The following is a 20,160-nucleotide window of genomic DNA, read 5'->3' as shown; positions in this document are numbered from 1 at the left end:
AGAACCTCTTGGTGAGCATCGCCTGACTTCCAGAATTCCCCCCTTCCAGGAATCCTTGCCGTGGCAACCAGCATGCTCTCGTCGGCCGATGTCGTCGCGTTGTTCGCCCAGTACGTGGTGCCCAACTATACGCGCTACCCGGTGTGCCTGACGCGCGGCGAGGGTTCCTACGTCTGGGACGCAGAAGAAAACCGCTACCTCGACTTCTTCCCCGGTTGGGGCTGCAATCTGCTGGGGCACTGTCCCGAGCCGGTCGTCCGCGCCATCCAGGAACAAGTCGCCACGCTGATTCACGTGCCCAACACCTGGTACACCGAGTGGCAAGGGCGCTGGGCCCAGATGCTCAGCCAGCGGAGCTTCGGCGGCCAGGCGTTTTTCTGTAACTCCGGCGCCGAAGCCAACGAAGCGGCGATCAAGCTCGCCCGGCTGCACACGCCGAAGCAGCGCTACAAGATCATCACGTTCGAAGGCGGGTTCCACGGCCGCACCTTTGCGGCCGTAACCGCGACCGCTCAGCCCAAGTATCACGAGGGCCTGGGCCCGTTGATGGCCGGCTTCACCTACGCCCCGTACGGCGATCTCGATGCGGTGGCCAAGCTGATCGATGACGAGACGGCCGCGATCATGATCGAGCCGATCCAGGGCGAAGGCGGGATCAAGATTCCGCCCGACGGCTTTCTGGCCGGTCTCCGCCAGCTCTGCGACGAGCACGACCTGCTGTTGATCTTCGACGAGGTCCAGTCGGGCTGCGGGCGCACGGGCAACTGGTTCGCCTACCAGCATTTCGGCGTCACACCCGACGTCATGACGCTGGCCAAATCGCTTTGCGGCGGCGTAGCGGGCGCAGCGCTGCTGACGACCCGGGAAATCGCCCCCAGCCTGCGGCCCGGCATGCACGCAGCCACCTTTGGCGGCAATCCGCTCGCGGCGCGGGCCGGCATCGCCACGCTGGAAACGATCGAACAGGAGCATTTGTTGGACAATGTCCACAAGCTCAGCGCCGTCTTTCGTCAGCGGCTCGACGAGCTGGCCGATCAGACCGACCTGGTCCGGCAGGTGCGCATCTGCGGCATGATGATCGGCATCGAGCTGGCCGTCGAAGGCGCGCCGGTCGTCAAGGCATGTCTCGAACGGCGGCTGCTCGTCAATTGCACCCAGGGCGTCGTTATCCGCCTGCTCCCGGCAATGAATCTCACGCCTGCGCAGGCCCACGAGGGCTGCGACATCCTGGGCGATGTCATCAAGGGTCTGGCCGGATGACGGCCAGCACGGCTATTTCAAGAGGATCGCGTGCCATGCGGCACCTCATTACGACGGCCGATCTCAAGGCGGCGGAGATGGAGCACATCTTCGCCATTACCGAGGACCTCAAGTCCAAGTTCCAGGATGGTCTGCGCGAGTCGATTCTGCCGGGCCGCGTGATGGCCTTGCTCTTCGAAAAACCCTCGCTGCGGACGCGCGTCAGCTTCGAAGCCGCGATGATCCACCTCGGCGGCAGCAGCCTGTTCTTAGGGAACGACGTCGGCTGGGGCTCGCGCGAGAGCGTGGCCGATTTCGGCCGCGTGCTCAGCGAGTATGTCGACGTAGTCGTCGTTCGTGCCTATCGCCATCAGACGGTTCTCGACCTGGCCAGCTATTGCACCTGCTCGGTCATCAACGGCCTGACCGACTATTTCCACCCGTGCCAATCGCTGGCCGATCTGTACACGGTCCGCGAGCGCGTTGGCTGCCTCGCCGGACACACCGTGGCCTTCATCGGCGACGGCAACAACGTGGCGCGGAGCCTGGCCATCTGCTGTGGGAAACTGGGGATGCCGTTCGTCCTGGCCGCGCCCGACGGTTATGAGTTCGACGCCGATTTTCTGGAGATCTGCCGTCGCCAGGTACCCGAGCTGCAACTGACCGTCACGCGCGATCCCCAAGCCGCGGTACGCAGCGCGACGGTCGTCTATACCGACGTCTGGACCAGCATGGGCCAAGAGGCACAGCGCGATCTGCGGCGCCAGGCCTTCGCTCCGTTCCAGGTAAACGAGCGGCTCATGCAGGCCGCGCCGCGCGACGCGTTGTTCATGCATTGCCTCCCCGCGCACCGCGGCGAGGAGGTCTCCGCCGAGGTAATCGACGGCGATCAGAGCGTCGTCGTGCAACAGGCAGGCAACCGGTTGCATGTGCAAAAGGGGATCCTCGCCTGGCTGCTGGGCCCCCAGGCACGCTAACCGAACGGCCCCCCTCGCTCCTCCTCAACCAGACAGGCCACGGTCACGCATGCGACCCGACGGACGCGCTCCCGACCAGCTCCGAACCCTGCGCGTCAAGCGGCGCTACACGCGTTCGGCCCCCGGCAGCGTGCTGCTCCAAGCCGGCCGTACGACCGTGCTCTGCACGGCCAGCGTCGATTTGCAGGTGCCGCCCTGGATGAAGGATGAAAACCGGGGCTGGGTCACGGCCGAGTACAACATGCTGCCCGGCAGCACCAGCCCGCGCAAACGCCGCGATCGGGGCGGCAGTGTCGACGGCCGCACCACCGAGATCCAACGACTGATCGGCCGCAGCCTGCGTGCCGTCGTCGACCTCGCCGCCCTGGGCCCGCGAACGATCACCGTCGATTGCGACGTGCTCGAAGCCGACGGCGGCACGCGCACCGCGAGCATCACCGGCGCCTGGCTCGCCCTGGCCGATGCCCTGGCGACGCTCGAACCCGTCTCGCCGGCACCGGTGCTTCGCGATAGCGTCGCGGCCATCAGCGTGGGCATCGTGGCGGGCCGCCCGGTGCTCGACCTCGACTACCAGGAAGACTCGCGCGCCGAGGTCGACATGAACGTCGTCATGACCGGCGCAGGCCAGTTCGTCGAGGTGCAAGGCACCGGCGAAGGCAGCACGTTCAGCGAAAAGCAACTGGCCGCTCTGCTCAAACTGGCCCGCGGCGGCATCACGACGCTGGGCAAGTTTCAGCGCAAAACTTTGGGGAGGAATTGGCCACTCGGGGTGTAGCGGGCTGGCGATTCGATTGGCACACTTGCCTCCGAGTCAGTAGCTCCTGCCCTTTGAGCAAAGAACAAGCGGTTTGCGCTTACTTCACATCGCCAGCGCGAAGGTTTCGCCGGCGATGCGGCTTGCCCTCGCGGAACTGCTTGAGGCGTTCTTCGCTCTCGGCCACCAGGTCGGCACGTTGTTGGGCGACGGCCATCTGTCGCGCAGCTTCGGCGGCGGCGACCGCTTCGTCGAACCGGCCGAGTTCGGCCAAGGCCGCGGCCTGCGTGTCGAGCAGGGCCCAACTGTTCGAGTCCGCCTTGAGCAGCGGTTCGACCAGAGCCAGCGCCTCGGCACCGTTTCGTAGCGCGTCATCAGCATCGGTCGCCAACAGCCAGGCCAGCCGCAAACGGGTCGCCGGAGTCGCCATGCCCTGTTCGACCGCCTGGCGATAGGCCGCCACGGCCCGGGCGGTCTGCTGGGTGCCCGTCAATGCCCACCCCCAAGCCTCGACTGCCCCGGCGTCGGTCGCAGCCGCCTCGGCCAGCGGTTCGAGCGCCGCAGCGGCGTCGCCGAAACGCCCTTGCTCGTTCAAATATTGCGCGTAGCGCGTGCGAGGGAGCAGCTCGTGCGGCACCATCGCGATCGTCTGCCGCCAGACCCATTCGGCCTGCGGCCGGTCGCCTGCGGCCAGCAGGTCGGCGGCTCGCTGGCTGCCCGCTTCGGCGATCCGTTGCCGGGCCAGGCGGTAACTTCGCTCGAGCGGGTCGAGCTGCATTTCGGGCGAATTCCACGCCGCCTCGACGGCCTGCGACTCGCGCGGATAGACGGCCACAAAGTGGTCTCGCAACTGCAACAGCCGCATTTTGTCGCCGACCAGGTTGTACATCGGCAGGCTCTGGTCGTCCTGGATCGGCATGTGGCAATCGACGCAATTGCGCGCGATCGAATCGCCCAAACGCGCCGAGACGCCGCACTGCGCCACCTGGTGACATTCCAGGCAGCGGCCGGAAAACAGCGCAACGTTGCCGCGCTCGTCCGCATGCGGGTCGTGGCACGTGGCGCAATTCATTTCGCTGTGCTGAAAACAGGCCGACTTGGCCAGCCGTGCCGTCTGGTTGACCGTGTGGACCTTGTTCGAGTGTTCCTCGTCGCCGGTAAAAGCCATGTACTGCTCGAGCGGCTCGCCCGGCAGATACGAGAACTCGGGCTGCAGCGATTGCCCAACCTCGCCGTGGCACTGGGCGCAGACGTCGAGCTGCCGCGCACGCGACAACCGGGCCGGGTTGACGATATGCGCGCCGCTCTCGGCGTCGGGCACCTCGCGATGATGGGCCACGTGCGCACTGCCGGGCCCGTGGCATTTTTCGCAGGTGATCGAAAGGATGGCCGTTTCCGGGTAGTAGCAGTTCTGCGAGCCGCGAATCTGCTCGAAGTAGGTCGAGTGACATTCCAGGCAGCGGGCATCGATCGAACGGTCCCAACGGGCCCAGGTGTCGAGATAGCCTGGCGGATTGCTCCATTTGTCGATGCAGGCCGCGTACATCACGGGCATCTGGAACAGCGCCGTCCCTTGACGATAGAAAAAGGCCAGTCCCATTTTGTTCGAGCCCATCACGAGCGCCACCGGCTCGCTGCGCTTGTTCAGAGGGCCATCGACCGTGTCGACCGAAGTCCAGGCAAACTGGTCGCTCTGACGCGTGAATTCGTAAACGAGCTTCTCCGAGCGAGTCACCATCGTCGGGCCTGCCGTGGCGAGCGCCTGCTCTAGCAGCCGCGGCTCGGGCAACCGCATGGCCAGGTAGTGCCCCGTCGTCGTGAAACCGGCTGCCTTGTCCGCATGGCATTCGGCGCAAGTTTCGAGTCCGACAAACTGGGCATGCCGCACATCAGGCGTGGGAACCGCGGGCGCCGCCTGAGGCGCAAGCGCCACCGCCTCGGGTCCGAACCATCGAGCAGCGCCCAAGGTAACGGCGAGCAACGCCGCGACGATCAATGATTGGCGGAGTTCTATCACAAGATCTGGGCGAAAAGTTGTCTCGACCGGCGCGCCGCGAGGGCCATCGATTGACCGGCCGCTGCAGGTTCTCTTGTAACATCGGGTCAGGTCGCGGACCAGCAACCCCCTGGACTGGCCTCCGGTTGCGGCTGCGGCGTTCGTGTCGGGCAAGCGTCGCGTTCGTCGCCGTGCGCAGCGCGGCATGTGCACCCACCGCGGATCGGCCGATGAAGCTTGTCCGCCCCAGCCGCAGCGCTCTAGACTGAGGGTTTATCCGCTATGAGTCGAATTTGTCCCTGGCTCCCGGGCCGCAATTCGCCGATGGCTGTCTCCAGTTCTCCGGCGATGCCGAATCGAGCCGCGCGGCCCACGACCGATGAATCTGGTACGGCTGCCGGCCCGACGGTTCGTTGGGTTCAGCGCCACCCCCGGCTGAGCAGAGGGGTGGCGTTCCTGTTTGTCTTCGCGCTGATCACGGCCTGGCGCTTCGAGATCGTCGCTTCGCCGCCCTATTGGGACTCGGCGATGGGGCTGTTTCTCGAGGCCAATTTTCTGGCCGACACGAACTTCGACTACCCGCGCCTGTGGCTGCAGGAAAAGCGATTCGTCGAAGGGGGCTCGGCGATTTATCTCATCAGCGTGTTGCCGACCGTCGTGGCGGCGCTGATGAAGACGCTGCCCGCGCCCCGCGACGTGTTCATCGCCTATCACCTGCTGACGTTTGCGTGCGCCGCGGGGATCGCGTTGACGATGTTTGCCATCGTCCGTCGGCGGTCGGGAGCGCTCGTGGCCGTCCTCTCGGCCGCCGCCGCGTTGACGACGCCCCTGCTGGCCACGCAGATCGACATGTTGGGAATGGACGTACCGATGGTGTTCTGCGCCTTGCTGGCCATCGGGGCGATGCTAGAAGGGCGCAATTTCACGGCGTTCGGACTGGTGCTCGTCGCCGCGGCCTGCAAGATGATCGGCGCGATCGTCGGCGCGGCCTGGTTCGCCTATCTCGTCGTGGCCACGGCCGCGCGCTATCCACGCGCAACCGCGCATTGGCGGCGGCGCTTGTGGCTGGCCCTGGGCACCAGCCTGTTGTTGGTCGATGGCCTGGTGCTGTTGGTCGTCTATCTGTCGACCCAGGCGACAAGCCAGGCCGAAAACTACGAGCACGACACCACGCGCGGCATGGCCGTGATGGCGGACCTGCCGTATTGGTGCCCCGACATTCTGTCGGTTGCCGCCGTCGCCCTCTTGGGCACCCTGGTCGCGGCTGGCGTCATTGCCGGGCGGCATCGCCGCAGACGCGAACTCACCGCCAGCCGGCGTCTCATCGGACTCTGGCAGGCGCTCGTCCTGAACGAGCCGCTGTATTTGTTCGCGTGGCTGATTGTCGCGCTGATGGTCGTGGCCCTGGCCGTGGCCTACACGATCCCCCGATATCTCTGCCTGCCGCTGGTCTGCGTATATCTGATCGTCGGCACGTTGCTGGGGCGCACAGCGTGGACACGAACGCTGGGGTCGGCCGCCTTGGCGGTCGTCATCGGTCTGAATCTCGCCAACTCCGACGGCCGGTTTTTTCCGGCCATTCCCACGGAGGCCGCCGTCGATCTGCGCACCGGCGCGGTGCTCGAGCGGAGCCGCGAATATTTGCTCGACCACCGCGCCAATCAGTTAGCGGTGCGCTACCTGGCCGAACATTGCAGTAGCCGCCCGATCGTGGCGGGCAACCCCCTGGTGCATTTCCTGTCGCTGCCGCGCTTGGGATATGTGGCTCGCCCGTTGTCGGGCGTGTCGGTGAACTCGTTTACCACGTCCACGTTTCGGCCGGCCGATACCGTGCTCGACGACGCGCCTACCGATCCGGTCTTCGTGTATCTCAACAACCGCTTTCGACAAAACGCGACGGGCGAGATTCCGCTGCCCGATCCTCGCGATCGCGTGCTGTTTCGCGATGGCTTTCCCGGTTCGCCACTGCTCATCTACGAGAGATACATTCCGGCAGCGGCCAGCGACGCCGGACTGCGCATCGTGACGACGCTCTGGCCGGTCGACCGGTTACACGCTCGCGGCCGCTATCTGGCCGGCCTCGGCCAACGCCAGCGCGCCAGGCAAATGTTCGAGCTCGCCTTGCGGCTCGATCCCACGCGCCACGAAACCCGGTTTGAGCTGGCGCGGCTGCTGTTGCAGGACGGCGACCACGCGCGCGCCCGAGAGCAGTTGCAGCGGATCCTGGCCGACCGGCCGAAGGAAACTGCGCCGCGCAAGCTGTTGGCCGAGATTGCGCTCGCCGAGCGCGATTTTTCCGCGGCCGAGCAGCAGCTGCAAATGGTCCAGCAACTCGCGCCCGACGACGTGCAGGTCGAAGAACTGCTCGGCAATGTCTACCTTCAATCGGGCCGTACGGAGCTGGCGCTCGCCGCGTTTGAGCGACTTGCAGCCCGGGCCAACGATCGTGCCGCCGGGTATCTCCTGGCGTCAAGCGTGCTCGTGAAATCAAAGCGTTTCGACGAGGCGCGCAGCCGGCTCGAGCGCGCCCGACAACTGGAGAGCGAGAATCCGGCCGTGGATCTCGGTTGGGGCGATCTGCTGGCCCAGACCGGCGATTTCCATCGAGCCCTGGATCACTACCAGCGAGCCCTGGCGTTGCGCCCAGGCTGGGTCGCAGCGCTCAACCGCCTGGCCTGGCTGCTGGCGACTTGCCCGTCGGCGCCGCAGCGCGATGGCGCGCAAGCCGTCGCGCTGGCCGAGTCGATGTGCCGGCAGACTGACCATCCCAGCGCGGGTATGCTCGACACGTTGGCCGCAGCCTATGCCGAAGCGGGGGATTTCGCGACCGCGATCGCCACCGCGACCCGCGCGATCGACCTGGCCCGTCAACACGGCGACGAAACAGCCGTGCGAACCTACCAAGCGCGGTTGGCGCTTTACCGGGATCAGCTTCCGTACCACGAACGCCCGCAGTAAACGCTCGGCGCCCTGCGCAAGCGCGTCGCCAGCGCGCTTCGTCAAGGCAACAGCGCCTGGGCTCGTTCGAGGTTGGCCCGATTCTCCGGCGAGTCGCCGCCGCGTGCGATCGCCTGTTCAAACGCGGCCACGGCCGGGCCGCGCTGCCCGAGCCGCAGCCGGGCCAATCCCAGTTGCTGCCAGACCAGTGGCGAGTCGGGGAAGTAGCGCAAGTAGTCTTCGTAATGCGCTGCCGCTTCACTGTCGCGGTGGTTCAACGCGAGTGCATTGGCCCAATCGAGATACACGATGGCGGCGTCGGGGACTGCCTGCGAGGCCAGGCGAAACTCCTCACAAGCCTCACCCAGGCGTCCCTGATCGAGCAGGTAGCGGCCACGACGGTAATGGATCCCGGCCAGGGCCTCGGAATCGAGCTCCGGCGAGCGCCACCAGCCGATCGTGCAGATCACCAACCCCACAGAGACTGCTACTCCCAGCGCGCGCAGCCAGCGGGCGACGGGCAGATTCCAGCCATTCTCGCGCAAGGCAAGAAAACCTTCGACGACCAAGGCCAGGTAGAGCAGCTCGATGGTCGCCTCGAAGGCCTCGCCAATCTCGTGGCCGCCGAAATTGTCGTTGGCACGAATCGCCGACTGCGTCCCGACCCAATAGCGGATGAAGCTGGCGACCATGCATGCGCCAATGACCGGACCGGCGACGGGCACCGCGTGCCCGACGTTGGGTGTCGCCCGGCGGCGCACCAGGGCGAAAGCGAGCGGCGCCAGCCCCAAGTAAACGACGCTCGCCAGGCTCCACAGCAGTTTCAGCCAATTCAAGTTCAGCGCGGGATGGAAGAACCGCAGATTGTGCAGATTGAACTCGCGTTGGATGTTGCCCTTGCGTGCCCACTCGGGCGTGGCGAACCCCAGGACGCGTTGTCCCCAACTGATCTCTTCGCCGAACATCAGCAACAGCATCGCGCCCAAGGCCACCCAAGCGGCAACCCGAGACATGGACGCCGCAGGCACGTGCCGGCGCAGCGCAGCGGCCGTGGCGAAACAGCCAACCGACGCCACGAGGCATGCCATCGCGCCGAGGGACTCGAACAGGCCATCTTCGCGCACCACGGCCGCGGCCCAGTCGGTACGGTCGATTCGATGGAGCCAGGGCACGAGCGCCTGGATCAACACCACGACCAGCACCAGTGCCCCAGCCGCCAGCAGCATGACGGAGCGCCACGGCGCGGCGCGCGGCGCGCGGCCCGTTGCGCCAGCGACCTCGCGCAGGTCACCGGTCATTTGCCGGATACCTCACGATAGGGCTGCTTGATCTCGTACAACGCGACCCGGTCTTGGATTTTCGCAGCCAAGGCCACGTTGCCTTCTTCGAGCGCCACCTGGACCGCACGTCGGGCCGTGCTGATTGCGCTTTCAAAATCGCCCGTCTCGGCAAGCGCTGCCGCCAAAGTGTCGAGATAAGTGGCAGGAGTCTGCTTGCCGGCGTTGCACACGCGCCGCGCCAGCTCGACGGCCTGCTTGCCATTGCGCAGCGACTGATCGGGAGTGGTCGCCCAAAGCCATGCCAGGAAGTTCGTCGCGCCAAGATGCTGTTCGTTTTCGGCGATGATCGACTGCAGCGTGCGGATGGCATCCGCCACGCGGCCGTCTTTCCAGTAGGCCAAGGCCAATTGCTCTTTGGCCTCTTGGTATTCGGGCTCGAGCTGCACGGCTCTGCCAAACTGTTCGATGGCCTTGGCTGTGTCGCCTTGCAACATCAAGACCCGGCCCAGCCCGTAACACGCCATACCGTTGCCTTCCCAGATTTTCAGGGCCTCTTCGTAGTGCTGGCGCGCGTCGTCGAGGTTGTTCTCCTTGTACTCGTCGGCCGCCTGGCGGGTGAGATTCATACTGCGCACGCTGGGCAGGTCCGAGTCGCCACCTTGCAAGGGGATCGACACCAGAAACAGTGCGGCAACCACGGCCAACGTGGCCCCCAGGATGCGCGCTTCCTGAACACCCAGTGCGCCGCGAAAGCGGAAGAACGACTCGGCCGCCACGCAGCCGAACAGAAAGACGATGACCAACTCGAGGACTTCGCTGCTCGTATAGCCTCCAGAGGCGTAGATGATGAACCAACCCAGAGTCACTAGCGCAATGGGCCAACTGGGCACGGGGATTCCCCAACGGTCCAGGAGCTCGCGCACGGGCGCAAAGGCAAACCGCGCCCAGGGCAAGATCCCCAGGTAGAAAAGCATCCCTAATAACCACGTGGCCTGCATGACGTTGGTCGTCTGGCCCGGCTGAAAAACCTTCATATTGTGCAGCGTGAACTCACCCTGAAAATTCTGACGGTTCATCCAATCGGGCGTGCTGAATCCCAACAGTCGCTGCCCCCAACTGATTTCCTCGCCGAACATGAAAATGCAGACGGCGCCAAACACATAATGCCAGATGCGGTCGTTCCGCTGGGGTGGCTCGTCGCCTTCACCGCTGCGTACGCGGGCGGCGATCCAAAGGAAGGCCACGGCCCCCAAAAGACACAGCACGGCCTCGGCCGACTCGTAAACGCCGTCCTCGCGAAACAGCCAGCCGTCGACCTTGCTCGGCGAGTATTCAGCGGCCAGGAACCGCGGCAGCATTTCGATCGTCAGGACGATGCCCGCGATCACCAGGTAGACCGGCCAAGGAAACACGAGACTCGACATGTGCAAAAACCCTTGCTCGCCGTCAGTCGATTTGTCCTGACCCTCGGGCCGGCGGTGCCCGAGGTGCTTGAGAAACAGGTTGGCCGGCCGCTCCACCAGCACGAACCCGGTCACCGCGATCAGGTTCAACAACAAGAACCGCAGCACGTAATTCTCGGTGACGCGCTGCTGAATCTGATCGTGCACCACCCCCAAGTGGATCAGGTAGAAAACATAGGAACTTCCCCCCAGCAGGACCAGCAGCGGGTGGCCGAGCACTCGCCGCAGCCGGCTCTCCTCGGTCATTAGGCCCCACATCGTACTGGCCACGAACACCGGGAACACCCAGAATACCAGGATCGCACCCAAGGGGTGATCGACCCCGCGGGGAACTTTGCCCGCGGACAGCGTTGCCGGGTCGACAAAGACCCAGAGCTGCGACGTGATAAACACGACGCCGATCGCTGCGCACGCGCCTAGGTACGTCCAATAGGGCCGCCTTCCGGAGGGCAATTCGCGCCCGTAGCGCAGCACCACGCGCGCCAGGTACATACCGCTGCCGAAACAGGCGATCGTGCCGCACAACGTGCGACCGTAGACATGCTTCAGCGGATCGTATTGCGGAAAGTACGCCCGGTAGACCTCGGCCAGCGCCACGCCCGAAGCCCCCACCAAGAAGCACACGCCGGCGATCGAGAGACCATCGACGACGTCTGCCGCCCAGCGTGCCTGGACGGCCAGCGGCTTCATGCCCCGGCCCAGCAAATTAATGCCCAGGTGGGCCAGCAGGAATAATACGGGTGCCAGGAAGTAGAACGTCTCTTCAATCGTCAGCGTCCAGGCCTGGGCGATGCCTTTGTGCACCAGGTCGGGGAAGAACGACTGGGTGAGCGTATAGGTGACGAGCGTCTCGCGCCAATCAACGCGCAAGTAGCCGTGGTCGAACCAGCGTGGCAGGCCGCGCACCAGGTAGGTGTAGGTCAACGCGAAGAAGTAGATCGGGTAGATCCGCGCGGCGCGGTTTTGCAGGTACTGCAGGCCCCAGCGCCACGACATGCGCGTCAATTGATGCCCGTAGCGGTAGTAGATCAAGAACCCGCTCAGCACGTAGAAGACCGGCACGCCGACGTGGAACTCGCGCGAGAAACGGTAGAGCACCTCGCCGAAAATCCGCGGGTCGACAAAGTTGTAGTGGCAGAGGAATACCAGGTACATCATCGCTGCGCGCACGCCGGTCAACGCATCGAAATAGCGTTTGGCTTGAGACATGGCGTGCGAGGTTCCTGCGAAATCTGTCGAAATCAGTTCTGCAATCAATGGCGTTAGGCGACGGTGCGTCGATCGTGCTGAAAACTAGCGGCCGCGCTCGCGGGCCAGAATCGCCTGGATTTCCGCATCGTCGGGTGCCTGTCGCAAGGCCTCTTCGAGCGCGGCGACACCGCCGGCCCGATCGCCCAAACTCAGCCGGACGATCCCCAAGTTGAAATAGCCGGCTACGTTGCCGAGGCCCAGCTCGACGGCGCGCGCAAATGCTTGTTCTGCTTCAAGCAAACGATTCTCGGCGCGAAAAGCCTGACCGCGGAAAAACCAGGCGCGGGCACTATCCGCATCGAGTTCGAAGGCCCGATCGAGCGCACGATGGGCCGCGGCCGGATTGCCCAGTTCCAGCAGCGCCTGGGCCAGGGCCAGGTGGATTTCGAGGCGACCCGGCTCCAGTCGGGCGGCCGCCTCGAAGTGGGCAATCGACTCAGCCGGCTGGCGCTCGCGCAATAGCGCGAGAGCCACGTTCATGTGCGCAACGCCGCTCTCCTGGCCCACGTCGAGACAGCGCTGAAACAGGGCATGCTCAGCGCGCCAATAGCCCGCTTGCACGTAGGTCACTGCAGCCAGCGAGACGACGGCCGCGCTCGCTACGGCGACCACGGCCATTCGCCAGAGCCGCCCACGACGGGCCAACTCGGCCGCCAGGCAGACCACCGCGCCAAAAACGCCCAGAAGCGGACCATACGTATACCGATCGGCGTGCGCCTGCATCCCGACCTGCACAACGCCCATCACTGGCACCAGGGTCCCCAAGTACCACAGCCACCCGACGAGGAGTTGAGGGCGCGGCTTTCGCTGCGACCAAGCCGCGACGGTAATCAACACGAGCACCGCGCCACTACCAACCACCTGCCAGGCCGGCAACCCGCCGCGCGCATGCGGATAGAGCACGGCCAGATCCACGGGCCAGATCGCTTGACGAAGATACTCGACGTATGCCACGGATGCGTTGGCGAGCCGCACGGCCAGCGGCAGTGTCTCGGTATCGGCTCGAGCAACCTGTTGTGCGTCGAGCGTGAGCCAGCAAGAGGCCAGGGTGAGCACCAACAACGGCAGCTTTTCGACAACCCGGCTTCGCCAGGTCGATGTACCCAGGCGCTCCAGCGGCCAATAGTCAAGCAGTAGGAGAGCCATCGGCAAGGTGACCCAAGTCGGCTTGGCCATGAGGCTCAAGGCAAAGCACAGCCACACGACCCCGTACCAACGCGGCCCACCACCGCGGGCGAAGCGCGTATAGGCCCCGATGGCCAGCAGGCAAAACATCATCGCCAGCAGGTTCTTGCGCTCGGCCACCCAGGCCACGCTTTCGACCGCAAGTGGGTGCACCGCAAACAGCGCGGCGACCAGGGCGCTCGACCCGACCGTTCTGGTCAACGACACCAAGACGGCAAATACCAGATACGCGTTTGCCGCATGCAGCCCAACATTGACCAAATGGTGGGCACCCGGGCGCTCAACGCCGAACAATTGGCAGTCGAGCATATGCGACAACCAGGTCAGCGGGTGCCAATTGCCGGCATGCCGAGTCGTCCAGGCCCACCGCCAGCCTGCCGTTGAAAAACCATGGCTGACCATGTCGTTTCGCCAGACGTAGTCTTGATCGTCGTACTCCAGGAAGGGGTAAGTGGCCACTCGGGCATACAACGCCACGGTGGTCAATGCCAATGCGAGCGAAATTGCCCAGAGGAACAGCGTAGGCCGGCTTGCCCCGGGGGCGGTTGCCTGCGCCGCGCGATCGGCTTTGCGGTGCAAACCTCGACGAGCCAGCGGACACCCCCGGCGACGGGCGGCAATGACCGTGAGACGGGCAAGACTGCGAAAAACCCACTTTAAGAACCGCCATTGAGGACTGTCAAAGCGATCGGTCCAATGGGGCGGTTTGGCCCTGTATAAACGTGCGAGCCGCGCCAATCGGCCCGGTTGGCTCGCCCTCAAGCGTCTTGGAATCGCCCGTGACCGCAACGCCCCGTCTTGCCGATCCGCCGCCGTCCGCAAGTCCGTCGTGGCAAGTAGCGGCCGCGGTCATCTGCGCGGCGATTTTGCTCGTCTACGGCACGGCGCTGACTGCCGAGTTCATCAGCTGGGACGACCCGGTCAACGTCACCTCGAATAAGGTCCTGCACCAACCGTGGTACGTGGCCCTGGCGTACTTCTGGACCCGGCCGTTTGCCGATCTCTACGTGCCTGTCACCTATACCTCCTGGTTGATCGAGTCGCGGCTCACCGAACTGGCCTTCGGTGTCGCGGCCGACGAGATCGCACAACGCCCGGTCTTGTTCCACGGCGCAAACCTGGTGTGGCATGCGCTGGCGTCCTGCGGCGTCTGGCAACTCCTGCGGTACCTGGTCCACCATCGTCTGGCAGCCCTGGTCGGCGCATTGTGTTTTGCCCTGCATCCGTTGCACGTCGAAAGCGTCGCCTGGGTCACCGAAGCCAAGGGTTTGCTCTCGGCAGCGTTTGCCGTATGGGCCATCGTCTTGTGGCTGCCGGCCGAGGTACGAACTGAGCCGGCGAACCGCTGTCAGCATCGCCCTGGGTGGGCGCTGGCGAGTTACGTTCTCAGCCTGCTTGCCAAACCCTCAGCAGTTGTCGTGCCGCTGATCGCGTTGGCAATCGACCGCTTCCTGGCGGTCCGCCCGGCGCGGCGCAGCCTGGCGAGCGTCGCGCCGTGGCTGCTGGCCGCCGCGCTGTGCTCGCTGATCACTCAGCAAATCCAAACGACACTGGTCACCGAATTGCCCAAGCTCGGCTTCGGCGAGCGCGCGCAAGTTGCCGCAACGGCCTTGCGATTTTACGTCGTCAAGACGGTCGCACCCGCCGGACTCTCGCCGGATTACGGCGCCACGCCGCAGCAAGTGCTCGCCACGGCCAGCGCGCTCGATTTCGCCGTGCCGGTCGCCGTGACTTGCGCAGCCTTCTTGCTCCCGGGGCGAAAGCGCTGGCTGGCGGCCTGGCTGATCTTCGTGGCGGCGCTGTTGCCGGTTCTGGGCTTGGTGCCGTTCAACTACCAGCAGTTTTCTACCACCGCCGATCGCTACGCCTACCTGGCGTTGATTGCGCCGGCATGGATGGTCGCGGCCGTCTGCGCTCGCCTGCCGCGAAGATGGCTGGCGACCATCGGCGTGCTGCTCCTTGTCACGCTCAGTGTGCTGAGCTTTCGGCAGACCTTGCTTTGGCACGACGACCGAGCGCTGTTCCAGCATGCTTATGAGCTGAATCCGCGCAGTTGGGTCGCTTGCAATGCGCTTGGTCACGCGGCCGTCCGTCGCGGCGAATGGTCCGAGGCCGAACGCTGGTACCGAGAGGCCGCGGCGATTCAGCCCGCTGCCGCGGGAGCCTACGTCAACCTTGGACGAATCTGCGAACTGCAAGGGCACACCGACGAGGCCGTCGCCTACTACCGCAAGGCTCTCGTCCTCCGGCCCGATTACCCCAAGGCCATCGAGGCCCTCCAGCGGCTGGGCCAGGTACGTTCCGGCCCCTGAGCTATGATGGCAGCATCGCACCGCCGGCGTGCTGGCCGCGGCGTCGAACCCGTGATGGAACGCATCGTGTCAAGTACCGCCGGCAAGCAGACGGTTCGCCGCGAACTGCGTTACGCGCCGCTCGCGTTGGCGTTGGTCGTGGTCGTCGTGTTCGGCCGCACGCTCGCGTTCGACTTCTGCGGCTATGACGATCAGGTCTATGTTAGCGCCAACGAGCGCGTGATGCGGCCTTCTTGGGGGGCGTTCGCCGCCTTCTGGACGGCGCCATATCACGGTGTATACATCCCGGCCGGATATTCGCTGTACCTGGCGATCTCGGCGGCAGCCGTGGCCCTGGGCCACGGCACGCGCGAGACGGCCGACCCGCTCCTCTTTCATGCCGCGGCTGTCGCCCTGCATGCCCTGGCCACGGTCCTGGTGTTTGCGCTCCTGACGCGCCTCGGCACATCGCGCCGTGCAGCAGGTTGCGGCGCAGCCTTGTTTGCTGTGCACCCGGTGCAGGTGGAAAGCGTGGCGTGGATTTCCGGGCTGCCAGGGCTGCTTGGCACGTGCCTCGCACTGGGGGCGATGATTCTGTTTCTTGATTTGCGCGCTGCTACCAGCCACGGTCGAACGGTGCGTGGCGTCGCCGGGGGACGCTATGCAGCTGCGACGGCGCTGTTCGTGTTGGCGACCGTCGCCAAGCCGCTGGTCGTAATGGTGCCGGCGATCGTGGGTCTGCTCGATGTCGCCTGGTTTCGGCGTCCCTGGCAATCGGCCTTGGCCCTGCTGTTGCCCTGGCTGGGCGCGGCATTCGCCGTGACTTGCGTCACGATCGGCGAGCAGACCGACGCCTCGATGCTGCTCGCAAATCCCTGGCCTTGGAGGCCGGTGATCGCGCTCGATGCCCTGGGGTTCTATCTCGCCTGCCTGGTCTGGCCCTGGCGATTGGTCCCGGACTACGGCCGCACGCCCCAGGCACTGATTGCCGCGCTGCCGGCGCAGAGTGGTTACATCGCGGCAACCGTGCTCGTGGTGCTTGGCTCGGCCGTGCTCGCCTGGAAGACTCGCAACCGCGCCGCCTGGATCGTTCCCGTGGTGTTTGCGTTGTCAGTGGCACCGGTGCTCGGGCTCGTGACGTTCGGCCATCAAGACATTTCAACCGTGGCCGACCGTTATTTGTATCTCGCCATGCTTCCCGTCGCGTGGCTCTTGGCACTCGTCGTCGATCATCGCCGTGCGGAGAACGCCCGCTGGACCCTCGTGCTTGGCGGCTGCCTGGTACTGCTGGCCGGGGTCTCCTTCCAGCAGCAGAGCCTCTGGCGAGATCCCGTTACGCTGGCCGAAGGAGTCTTGCGCACAAACCCAGCGAGTTGGATCTTTGCGTCGATTCGGGCAGAGCAACTCGACGACGACCCTGCGGTAGCGGCCGCACTTTACCAAGAGGCCGCTCGGCGAAACCCGCAGAGTCTCAGTGCCTTGCACAACCTGGGCAAGTGGTACCACAACGCGGGCCAGTTCGACGACGCATTCGCCTGTTACGAGCGAGCCCTGGCTCTGGCGCCCGGGCAAACGCGGATCATGAATTCCGTCGGCATGGCACGGGCCGCTCGCGGCGAGCTTGTGCAGGGGATCGAGATGTTTCGCCGGGTGTTGGCGGCCGACCCCAGCTATGTCTATGCCCGAATCAATCTGGCCGACGCGCTCGCCGCGACGGGGGACTTTTCGCAAGCGGCCCGCGAGATGAACGACGCCGCCCGACGCGACCAGACCGCGAGCCTCTACTCGCGTGCTGCGTTGCTCTGGGTCCAGGCCGGGCAACCGACCGAAGCCGAGGCCTGCTTCCGCGCCGCGCTGCGCCTCGATACGCGCGACCCGGCGATGCACGCGCAGCTGGCCCAGGTGCTGCTGCAGACCAATCGGACAGACGCAGCCGTGGATCATCTGCGTCGAGCCTGCCGTTTGGCGCCCCAGCGCACAGAGCTGCGCATCAATCTGGCCACCGCCTTGTTGCAAATGGGCCGCGCCGACGAGGCCGAGCGCGAGCTGCGGGCCACATTGCACGAACACCCTCGCGATGCGAACGCACACTACAACCTGGGGGCGATCCTCTCGCGCCGGGGGCAGCACGCCGCGGCTGCGGCCGAGTTTCGTGCCGCACTGGACGCCCAGCCCACGTTGCTCGAAGCGCGACTCTCGCTGGCCGCGACCTTGGCATCGCTGGGACAACTGGCCGCAGCCGTGGCCGAGTCGCAACGAGCCCTGGCCGACCATCCCGATTCGGCGCTGGCACATCATCAACTGGCACTGTTGCTCGACCAGCAAGGACGGCGCAACGAGGCGCTCGCTCATTTGCGCAAGGCCATCGAAATCGCGCCCAACTACACGGCCGCCAGGCAGGACCTGCAGCGGATCGAGGCCGGGAGCTAACCGAGGCTGCGGCCGAACCGGTCAGCTGTAGAGCTGCCCGCGTCCCGGCGGCGAGAAGGCATTGCGAAAATGCTCGATCGACGGCCGCCTGCCCGCCGGCCAGGTCACGGCAACCACGTCGAACCGTGCGGCGCACGCCAAGAGGCCGTGTGCCTTGAGATAAACCAGCGCAAGGCGTGCCAGGCGGCGTTGTTTTTCCGGACCAACCGCCTCGGCAGGGTGGCCCCGGCGATGCGAGCTGCGCGTCTTCACTTCGACAAACACGACGGTGCGGCCGTCGACCGCCACCAAGTCGAGTTCGCCTGGTCGCGAACGGTCGCCCTGAGCCACGATCTTGTAGCCCAGCCGGCGCAAATAGCGCGCCGCGGCGCGCTCACCGCGTCGCCCCAAGGGCAGCGATTGCCGCCAGGCTTCCGGGACGAGCCGCAGCATCCAGCCCAACGTGTTTCCGGTTGCGTGGCCCTGCATGCTGACTGCCCCGTCCCGCCGGTCAGGACGGGTCGAATTACACGCTGGCCTTCTTGTCCTTGCCGCCTCGATCGGTGCGCTTCTCGGTCAGCCGCACCGCCTTGCCCACGCGGTCGCGCAGGTAGTAGAGCTTGGCCCGGCGGACAACACCCGAGCGCTTGACCTCGATCTTGGCGATTTTCGGCGAGTGCAAGGGGAACTTGCGCTCCACCCCTTCGCCCTGCACGATGCGGCGCACGGTAAACGTCTCGCGGCTGCCGGCCCCGGCGCGGGCGATCACCACACCATTGAAGATCTGGATTCGCTCCTTGTCGCCTTCCAAGATCCGGGTATGGACGTCGACCGTGTCGCCGATCTCGAATTTCGGCTTGTCCGGGCGGAGGCTCGATTTCTCCACGAGCGAAAGAATCTTGTGTGTCATCTCAGGGGGTCCTTTCTTCAGGTTGGTTCGGGGAGGCCGCTTCGGGCTGTGCCGGATGGATGCCCGGCGGCTGCGCCTCGCGACTGCGCGTCCGGAGCTCCTGTTGCTGACGGCGCCATTGGGCGATCTGGCCGTGGTTGCCAGTCAGCAGGATCTCGGGCACGCTTCGGCCGCGGAACTCGCGCGGCCGGGTGTATTGTTCATGCTCCAAGAGTCGTTCTGTGCCCGAAAACGAATCCTCGCGGCTACTGTCTTCGTGTCCTAACACGCCGGGCAGCAATCGCATGACCGCGTCGATCACAACCATCGCAGCGACTTCGCCCCCGTTGAGCACATAGTCGCCGATCGACACCTCGTCGGGCGCGAGGATGTCGATCACGCGTTCGTCAAATCCTTCGTATCTCCCACAAATCAGTACGAGCCGTGGCTTCTCGGCCAGTTCCTCGATCACCGCCTGCGTCAGCCGGCGGCCTTGCGGCCGCAGCAGCACGACATGGCCTGGTTGCGTGCCTGATTCGGCCTGCACCGCTTCGACACACTCCACCACCGGCTTGACCATCAGGACCATGCCGGGTCCACCGCCATAGGGCCGATCGTCGACGCGCTGATGTTTGCCCTCTGCCCAGTCGCGGATGTTGTGCAACCGAACGTCGATCAACCCTTGCTCGATCGCGGCCTTCAACAGGCTCTCGTTCAAGTAGCCCGAGAACATCCCGGGAAACAGGGTCAAGACATCGAACCGCATGGCGCGTCTGCAACCGCCGCAATAGCGCCCCTCCGGGCAGGCGCTCAGCCGGCGGCCTCCTCGGCGGCCGGTTCCGCGGCCGCGGCTTCCGCGGCATCGGTCGGGCCGGACTCGTCACTAACCTCGGCAACGGCTTCCGGTTCGGGCTTCTTCGGCGGCTCGGGCAGCGGCGGTGCCGGCGGTACGACCTTCGGCATGGCCAGCCGCGCGCGGGCGTCGGTCTGTGCCGCGACGTGCGTGCCGTCGAGACCGTACTTCTTGATCAGCACGCGCACCTTGTCGCTGGGCTGCGCGCCGACGCTAAGCCAGTACTTGATCCGCTCGCCGTCGAGCAGGGCCCGGGCGTCGGTGTCCGGCACCATCGGGTCATACGTGCCCAATTCTTCCAACACCTCGCCGTCGCGCGGCTGCCGCGAGTTGGTCGCGCAGATGCGGAAGAACGAGCGGTGCTTCCGGCCGAATCGTTTCATGCGAATGCGTACTGCCACAGAATCTCCTCGCTTTTGGTGAACGTAATTGCTGGTTTTTTGTCGTGGGGCTGTGAGATCATCCGCGATCGCCGCGACGGCGCTTGCGGGCTTCTTTTTCGCGCTGCTTGCGCAGCCGGGCCTTTTCCGAGTTGCTCAACCGTTTGCCGGTGCCTTGCTTCTGCTTGAGCAGCTTGGCGCCGGGATTGAGAAACCCGCCCGAGGCGAGCTGCTGCACGTGCCGTAGACGCTCGCG

Annotated in this window: 14 protein-coding genes; 6 read left to right on the top strand and 8 right to left on the bottom strand. The window is 65.3% G+C overall.

Annotated elements, in window-relative coordinates; all coding sequences use genetic code 11:
• Positions 1-72: 72 nt before the first annotated feature.
• Genes K1X74_10535 through rph form a run of 3 tightly spaced genes read left to right on the top strand, consistent with a single transcriptional unit; the run spans position 73 to position 2,991 of the window.
• Positions 73-1,260 carry an aspartate aminotransferase family protein gene (locus K1X74_10535; protein ID MBX7166771.1) on the top strand — a complete coding sequence of 396 codons (1,188 nt, stop codon included), beginning with the start codon at positions 73-75 and terminating at the stop codon, positions 1,258-1,260.
• A 35-nt stretch (positions 1,261-1,295) separates the two neighbouring features.
• Positions 1,296-2,216, top strand: coding sequence for an ornithine carbamoyltransferase (gene argF / locus K1X74_10530; protein ID MBX7166770.1), 921 nt, complete (start codon positions 1,296-1,298; stop codon positions 2,214-2,216).
• 49 nt (positions 2,217-2,265) lie between these two features.
• Positions 2,266-2,991, top strand: coding sequence for a ribonuclease PH (rph, locus tag K1X74_10525; protein ID MBX7166769.1), 726 nt, complete (start codon positions 2,266-2,268; stop codon positions 2,989-2,991).
• A gap of 79 nt (positions 2,992-3,070) precedes the next feature.
• Here rph and K1X74_10520 read toward each other — a convergent pair whose 3' ends face one another.
• On the bottom strand, positions 3,071-4,903 hold the full coding sequence (locus tag K1X74_10520; protein MBX7166768.1) for a hypothetical protein: 1,833 nt from the start codon (positions 4,901-4,903) through the stop codon (positions 3,071-3,073).
• Positions 4,904-5,413: 510 nt separating this feature from the next.
• On the opposite strand from K1X74_10520, the gene K1X74_10515 reads away from it, so the two are divergent.
• Entirely contained in the window at positions 5,414-7,924 is a 2,511-nt protein-coding gene (locus tag K1X74_10515; protein ID MBX7166767.1) for a tetratricopeptide repeat protein, read from the top strand.
• Between the two features lie 41 nt (positions 7,925-7,965).
• On the opposite strand, the gene K1X74_10510 is transcribed toward K1X74_10515, so the two are convergent.
• The 3 genes from K1X74_10510 to K1X74_10500 form a co-directional block, all read right to left on the bottom strand.
• Complete coding sequence (locus tag K1X74_10510; GenBank protein ID MBX7166766.1) at positions 7,966-9,201, bottom strand: hypothetical protein; 1,236 nt, start codon at positions 9,199-9,201, stop codon at positions 7,966-7,968.
• Positions 9,198-11,855 carry a tetratricopeptide repeat protein gene (locus K1X74_10505; GenBank protein ID MBX7166765.1) on the bottom strand — a complete coding sequence of 886 codons (2,658 nt, stop codon included), beginning with the start codon at positions 11,853-11,855 and terminating at the stop codon, positions 9,198-9,200. The genes K1X74_10510 and K1X74_10505 overlap by 4 nt, the downstream gene beginning before the upstream one ends.
• A gap of 84 nt (positions 11,856-11,939) precedes the next feature.
• Positions 11,940-13,574, bottom strand: coding sequence for a tetratricopeptide repeat protein (locus tag K1X74_10500; protein ID MBX7166764.1), 1,635 nt, complete (start codon positions 13,572-13,574; stop codon positions 11,940-11,942).
• A 287-nt stretch (positions 13,575-13,861) separates the two neighbouring features.
• Between K1X74_10500 and K1X74_10495 the strand changes: the two genes are divergently transcribed.
• Both K1X74_10495 and K1X74_10490 read left to right on the top strand, forming a co-directional pair.
• Positions 13,862-15,394 (top strand): tetratricopeptide repeat protein, encoded by a 1,533-nt coding sequence (locus K1X74_10495; GenBank protein ID MBX7166763.1) that lies wholly within the window; start codon positions 13,862-13,864, stop codon positions 15,392-15,394.
• 66 nt (positions 15,395-15,460) lie between these two features.
• Positions 15,461-17,803 (top strand): tetratricopeptide repeat protein, encoded by a 2,343-nt coding sequence (locus K1X74_10490; GenBank protein MBX7166762.1) that lies wholly within the window; start codon positions 15,461-15,463, stop codon positions 17,801-17,803.
• Positions 17,804-17,824: 21 nt separating this feature from the next.
• Here the strand turns inward: K1X74_10490 and K1X74_10485 are convergent, their stop codons facing one another.
• From K1X74_10485 to rpsP, 4 genes are all read right to left on the bottom strand, one after another.
• On the bottom strand, positions 17,825-18,235 hold the full coding sequence (locus tag K1X74_10485) for a YraN family protein (GenBank protein MBX7166761.1): 411 nt from the start codon (positions 18,233-18,235) through the stop codon (positions 17,825-17,827).
• A gap of 73 nt (positions 18,236-18,308) precedes the next feature.
• Positions 18,309-18,692: a 50S ribosomal protein L19 gene (gene rplS / locus K1X74_10480; protein MBX7166760.1), complete on the bottom strand. Its 384-nt coding sequence runs from the start codon at positions 18,690-18,692 to the stop codon at positions 18,309-18,311.
• A 1-nt stretch (position 18,693) separates the two neighbouring features.
• Positions 18,694-19,437: a tRNA (guanosine(37)-N1)-methyltransferase TrmD gene (trmD, locus tag K1X74_10475; protein MBX7166759.1), complete on the bottom strand. Its 744-nt coding sequence runs from the start codon at positions 19,435-19,437 to the stop codon at positions 18,694-18,696.
• Positions 19,438-19,481: 44 nt separating this feature from the next.
• Positions 19,482-19,907: a 30S ribosomal protein S16 gene (gene rpsP / locus K1X74_10470; protein MBX7166758.1), complete on the bottom strand. Its 426-nt coding sequence runs from the start codon at positions 19,905-19,907 to the stop codon at positions 19,482-19,484.
• Between the last annotated feature and the right edge of the window lie 253 nt (positions 19,908-20,160).

Source organism: Pirellulales bacterium, from assembly GCA_019694435.1.
GTDB lineage: Bacteria > Planctomycetota > Planctomycetia > Pirellulales > JAEUIK01 > JAIBBZ01.
Note: the sequence above shows the minus strand (reverse complement) of the source record. Positions and strands in the feature narration are given on the sequence as shown.

Bases quoted from the DNA above. Each gene is read 5' to 3' on its own strand.
- K1X74_10535 (MBX7166771.1), top strand. From the start codon at position 73: ATGCTCTCGTCGGCCGATGTCGTCGCGTTGTTCGCCCAGTACGTGGTG.
- argF (MBX7166770.1), top strand. From the start codon at position 1,296: ATGCGGCACCTCATTACGACGGCCGATCTCAAGGCGGCGGAGATGGAG.
- rph (MBX7166769.1), top strand. From the start codon at position 2,266: ATGCGACCCGACGGACGCGCTCCCGACCAGCTCCGAACCCTGCGCGTC.
- K1X74_10510 (MBX7166766.1), bottom strand. From the start codon at position 9,201: ATGACCGGTGACCTGCGCGAGGTCGCTGGCGCAACGGGCCGCGCGCCG.
- K1X74_10505 (MBX7166765.1), bottom strand. From the start codon at position 11,855: ATGTCTCAAGCCAAACGCTATTTCGATGCGTTGACCGGCGTGCGCGCA.
- K1X74_10485 (MBX7166761.1), bottom strand. From the start codon at position 18,235: ATGCTGCGGCTCGTCCCGGAAGCCTGGCGGCAATCGCTGCCCTTGGGG.
- rplS (MBX7166760.1), bottom strand. From the start codon at position 18,692: ATGACACACAAGATTCTTTCGCTCGTGGAGAAATCGAGCCTCCGCCCG.
- trmD (MBX7166759.1), bottom strand. From the start codon at position 19,437: ATGCGGTTCGATGTCTTGACCCTGTTTCCCGGGATGTTCTCGGGCTAC.
- rpsP (MBX7166758.1), bottom strand. From the start codon at position 19,907: ATGAAACGATTCGGCCGGAAGCACCGCTCGTTCTTCCGCATCTGCGCG.